Here is a 4,327-nt window from a genome sequence, read left to right as displayed (position 1 = left end):
CCAGATTTACACGAATAACACTGTTTTTGTTATAGTTAACACTGTTTTTGTTATAGTTAACACTGTTTTTGTTATAGTTAACACTGTTTTTGTTATAGTTAACACTGTTTTTGTTATAGTTAACACTGTTTTTGTTATAGTTAGCTCTGTAACAATATGATATATAAAGTGAAATCGGCGCCTAAAACATATAAAACAATTAAAACATATAAAACAACTACTACTACATTTATCTGTTTAAAAATGTTAGTAGTTAGCTTTTTATTCTAATGTTTAAAAAATGTATCCAGGACCAACAAAATAATAGCGGCGATCATAGTTCCCAAAAAACCACCGGTTACACCGTAAAGAAATGACTGCCCATTATGCACCGCCTGAATATCCTCAACACGACACTCGGCAGCAATTATGGATATTTTAGTATTGACGGTCTGTGCGGTTGCCAGTGGGGCAGAAGGTTGGTTAGGCATTGCAGATTTTGGCAAAGAAAATGAGGATTGGTTGCGCCGTTTCGTGCCCCTGAAAAATGGCGTTCCCTCCCATGACTGTATCGCCTACACCGTCTCACGGCTCAATCCGGAAGAATTTCGCCGCTGTTTTATGAATTGGGTCAATGAAATAACTGTCAAAACGGAAGGTGAAGTGATTGCTATAGACGGTAAAACTTCACGCGGCTCAAAAGACACCCAAAAGGCCCAATCGCCACTGCACTTGGTCAGCGCCTGGGCGTGTGCCAATCGACTGGTGCTTGGACAACAGGCTACGGCCGAAAAGTCGAACGAAATCACAGCTATTCCTAAACTTTTAGCGTTGCTGGGCATCAAAGGTTGTATTATCACGATTGATGCAATGGGCTGCCAAACGGATATTGCCGCGCAAATCATTGAACAAGGCGGTGATTATTCGCTTGGGCTCAAGGGTAACCAAGAAAGCTTGCATAAAGCCGTAGAGGATTATTTCATGACAGCAAAAGCGGCTGATTTCAAGGCGGTCAAATACGATTATGCCGAAGAGATTGACAAAGAACATGGGCGCTTGGAAATCCGCCGTTATTGGGTTTGTGAAGATTTAACCACGCTGCCGAAACCTGAACGGTGGAAGGGGTTGCGCAGTATTGGCAGGGTGGAACGCGAAACGTTTATCCGTGGCAAGACCACGCTGGAACAACGTTTTTTATCAATTCCTTTGAAGCGAATGCGAAGACATTTGCCCATGCGGTGCGTTCCCATTGGGGTATTGAGAATAGCTTGCATTGGCGGCTTGATGTGGTGATGCGCGAAGATGATTGCCGGATTCGTATGGGGAATGCGCCTAGCATTTTCGCTATGCTCAGACATCTGTGCCTGAACTTGTTTCAAACCGAGCCTTCAAAACTAAGCCTTAAGCGAAAACGGATGAAAGCCGCTTTAAATGATGATTATCGCGCTAACGTCGTCTTTGGTTTAGCATTTTAATGCGTTTGCCCTGGCAAGATGACGCGCTTGAGCTGAGTCTTAGGCTAGCATATGCTAAGTTCGGCAAAAAATTGACTGTGCATGGCAGTGCTGTATTTAAAGCCAATATCGCGCGGGTAGCGGCGGACATTGGCTTAAAGGTTGAATTCACCGACCCGAACATCAATGCGCTAAAAATTCAACGAGAAGCCGAATTACAGCGTGAAAAAGCGTTCACCAATGCTACCCTATTGCCTACGACACAGTGGCTTAAACACAGTGTTAAACCGGATACTGAACAAGGGCATTATCAGGGACAGGTGGTTGCGGTGACTGCGCGTTATGTTATTCAAGCTCAGGGTCAACCCCTGATCCGGCATGATCGGCGTTTATTTGACGAAGTGCCTACCATAGGCAACACCCTCAAGATTCAATATGATGCTGGGCAACTAAAATTAACACCGATTGCGAATAACGCAGTGATGCGGCGACGTTGAGGTTTATCTTTAACAATTAGCACAATGCTATGAAAATGATCACAAATATACTAACACCAGAACAAATCTTCTATATAAAAAATCAGAAATTCAGTGATACGGAACCCGGTACTTTGCTAAAGGATTTTTCTAGCCTGCTCGATTTTATCGGTTCTGCCGGGGTTCCGGTTTCAGGGAAAAATAATTTATTGGCTATCAAACTGCTTCCGCATCTAAATCAATTGATGTCAAATCCTTTAGATGTAAAATTGAAGCGACCCCAGCAAAAATCTTTTCCTCACATCAATGGCCTGTATTTATTGCTGCGGGCATCTGGTTTATCAGAAATCGTTATTGAAAAGAAGGAAGCCAAATTAATGCTGGATAATCAGGTATTGGCCGATTGGCATTCGATGAACTCAACGGAACGCTATTTTGCTTTACTTCAAGCGTGGTGGTATCGAGGAAATCCCGAAATTATAGGAGAGCGCGAAAGAAGGGATTTCTATTTTTCTGAATGCCTGTATTTTTTTCTAAACATGCTATGCGGCGACCCAGACCTTAAAACCAAGCTCGACGTTACTTATTTCCGGTACGGACCTGGGTTTCATAATCTTGCCCTAATGGAACTGTTTGGGTTTGTTAGGATAGAGCAGAATGCCGCTTTAAGTGGAGAAAACTGGCCTATCAGTAATGTTGAGCCAACGGTATTAGGACATGCCTTATTTAACTATCTGTATCAATACCAACAATCATTGAATAAGAATATTTATAACGACCCTTCATATGATCATGAAGCTGATTGCTGGAGTTACGAATTAAAAACACACCTTCCTGCATGGGAAAAAGAAATAACCCAGCCTGCAATGAAAGAAATGCAAGACAGCATTTTTGTTTTTAAAGTCACCCTCGCCTCGGCCTATCGTAAAATTGCTGTTCCAGGCACTACCGATCTTGATGAGTTGGCGCGTAGTATTTTAGGTGCTTTTGAATTCGACAACGATCATCTATACGAATTCATCTATAAAAACCGTAATGGAATAACTGAACGCGTTGTACATCCTTATATGGAGAGCGCTGGATTATGTGCCGATGAATGTGTTGTCGGCGAATTACCCTTGCGCAAAGGTATGGCGCTGACTTTTCACTTTGATTTTGGTGATGACTGGCGGTTTCAATTGGTTGTAGAGTCGATTTCAAGCGAAAATGTTAACTACTCAGAACCCACTGTTATTGAGCGGCACGGTGAACCGGTAAAACAATATCCTGACTGGGAGGATGAAGATGACTGGGATGAGGCAAATTGATACGCTTAATCAACATCAAGTCTGTCAAATAAATGCAAAACACATAAGCCTAATACAAAATATTTTAGCTTCTCAATCAAAAACTAGAAATGAACTACACAGCAATACTTCAAGAATTAAATAAAGCATCGCTATTTGATCTTCACCGGTTGCAGTCAGCCATTTATCAGGAACTGCTTAATCCGAACCGGATAGAACAGATTAAATCTCAATTAAAAGTCGGTCAATCAATAAGCTATTTTGATTCTCAATCGAACTGTTTAGTGGATGCAGTCATCTTGCAAATTAACAGGACCCGCTGTTTGGTCAGAAACGTTAAAGATCAGAAGAGCTGGAATCTGCCCTTTTATTACCTCAACCTGGATAATATTGACACTGATATTCAACCAGACAAGAATGTAGTTGGCATACCCAAAAATAGTTTAAAAATTGGTGACATCGTTGGTTATAAAGATAGAGATAATAATGAGCAGTACGGCAAGGTCATTCGCCTAAACCCAAAGACAGCCACGGTTAAAATCAATGAGCACTGTACATGGCTTGTATCTTACAAGCTATTATTTCGCGTCATTGAAGGCGAGGCTGATGAGCTTCAAGAACAGGCTGTTATCCCATACACTCCATAAGTTAAAAGGAAATTAAACGGAAGTTTGATATTGATGTCCACCAGGTTAAAAAATTATACAAGACGCAATTGTTTGAGTGCGGCGTGAACTCCACCATTATGGATGTCAGGGATTATTCTTAATTCCAAAACCTTCAATTGACTGAGATTTGATCGTTTTATGCAAATTCGAAGTGATAGGCATAAATAGTCAAGAAGGCCTTCAACGGTCAAACTCGCTTAACCCGATTTATTCAACAAATTCCATTTAAACGCCGACTTCGCGGCTCAATAGCCTGGTGTTAAACAAGCTCAATGCGTAATGTGCGACCAACAGCGTTTGCCGCTTTTTTCAAGGTATCCAGAGTCACGGATTGAACGTAAGCGCTCAACCAAACCACCTGTTCTAATAAGTTCAGAACCGTTATTCTCAAAATTTTTGAAGAGGATAATGCATGACCTTAACCGCACATTGGATACACCACCTGAACACTTGGCAAAGCAGCG

4 protein-coding genes and 1 pseudogene are annotated in these 4,327 nt (G+C 41.7%); 4 read left to right on the top strand and 1 reads right to left on the bottom strand.

The features are described from left to right. The first annotated feature begins 378 nt into the window (after nucleotides 1-378). From VZ94_RS23655 to VZ94_RS18225, 4 genes and pseudogenes are all read left to right on the top strand, one after another. Nucleotides 379-1,454 (top strand): annotated as a pseudogene (locus VZ94_RS23655) (ISAs1 family transposase). Then, nucleotides 1,454-1,930, top strand: coding sequence for a KfrB domain-containing protein (locus VZ94_RS18235; protein WP_045780314.1), 477 nt, complete (start codon nucleotides 1,454-1,456; stop codon nucleotides 1,928-1,930). Before VZ94_RS23655 ends, VZ94_RS18235 begins: the two are co-directional and overlap by 1 nt. Before the next feature lie 29 nt (nucleotides 1,931-1,959). Then, nucleotides 1,960-3,216 carry an IS1096 element passenger TnpR family protein gene (locus VZ94_RS18230; protein ID WP_052700721.1) on the top strand — a complete coding sequence of 419 codons (1,257 nt, stop codon included), beginning with the start codon at nucleotides 1,960-1,962 and terminating at the stop codon, nucleotides 3,214-3,216. A gap of 89 nt (nucleotides 3,217-3,305) precedes the next feature. Further along, nucleotides 3,306-3,842, top strand: coding sequence for a hypothetical protein (locus tag VZ94_RS18225; RefSeq protein ID WP_045780313.1), 537 nt, complete (start codon nucleotides 3,306-3,308; stop codon nucleotides 3,840-3,842). Between the two features lie 290 nt (nucleotides 3,843-4,132). On the opposite strand, the gene VZ94_RS27255 is transcribed toward VZ94_RS18225, so the two are convergent. Continuing rightward, the coding region (locus tag VZ94_RS27255) for a hypothetical protein (RefSeq protein ID WP_204369206.1) at nucleotides 4,133-4,327 on the bottom strand (195 nt) is incomplete at its 5' end.

The sequence above is a fragment of the Methylocucumis oryzae genome, from assembly GCF_000963695.1.
Taxonomy (GTDB): Bacteria; Pseudomonadota; Gammaproteobacteria; order Methylococcales; family Methylomonadaceae; genus Methylovulum; species Methylovulum oryzae.
This window is presented reverse-complemented; position numbering and strand designations above follow the sequence as displayed.

What these genes read in the sequence shown, in the direction of transcription:
- VZ94_RS18235 (WP_045780314.1), top strand. Translation starts at nt 1,454, where the DNA reads ATGCGTTTGCCCTGGCAAGATGACGCGCTTGAGCTGAGTCTTAGGCTA.
- VZ94_RS18230 (WP_052700721.1), top strand. Translation starts at nt 1,960, where the DNA reads ATGAAAATGATCACAAATATACTAACACCAGAACAAATCTTCTATATA.
- VZ94_RS18225 (WP_045780313.1), top strand. Translation starts at nt 3,306, where the DNA reads ATGAACTACACAGCAATACTTCAAGAATTAAATAAAGCATCGCTATTT.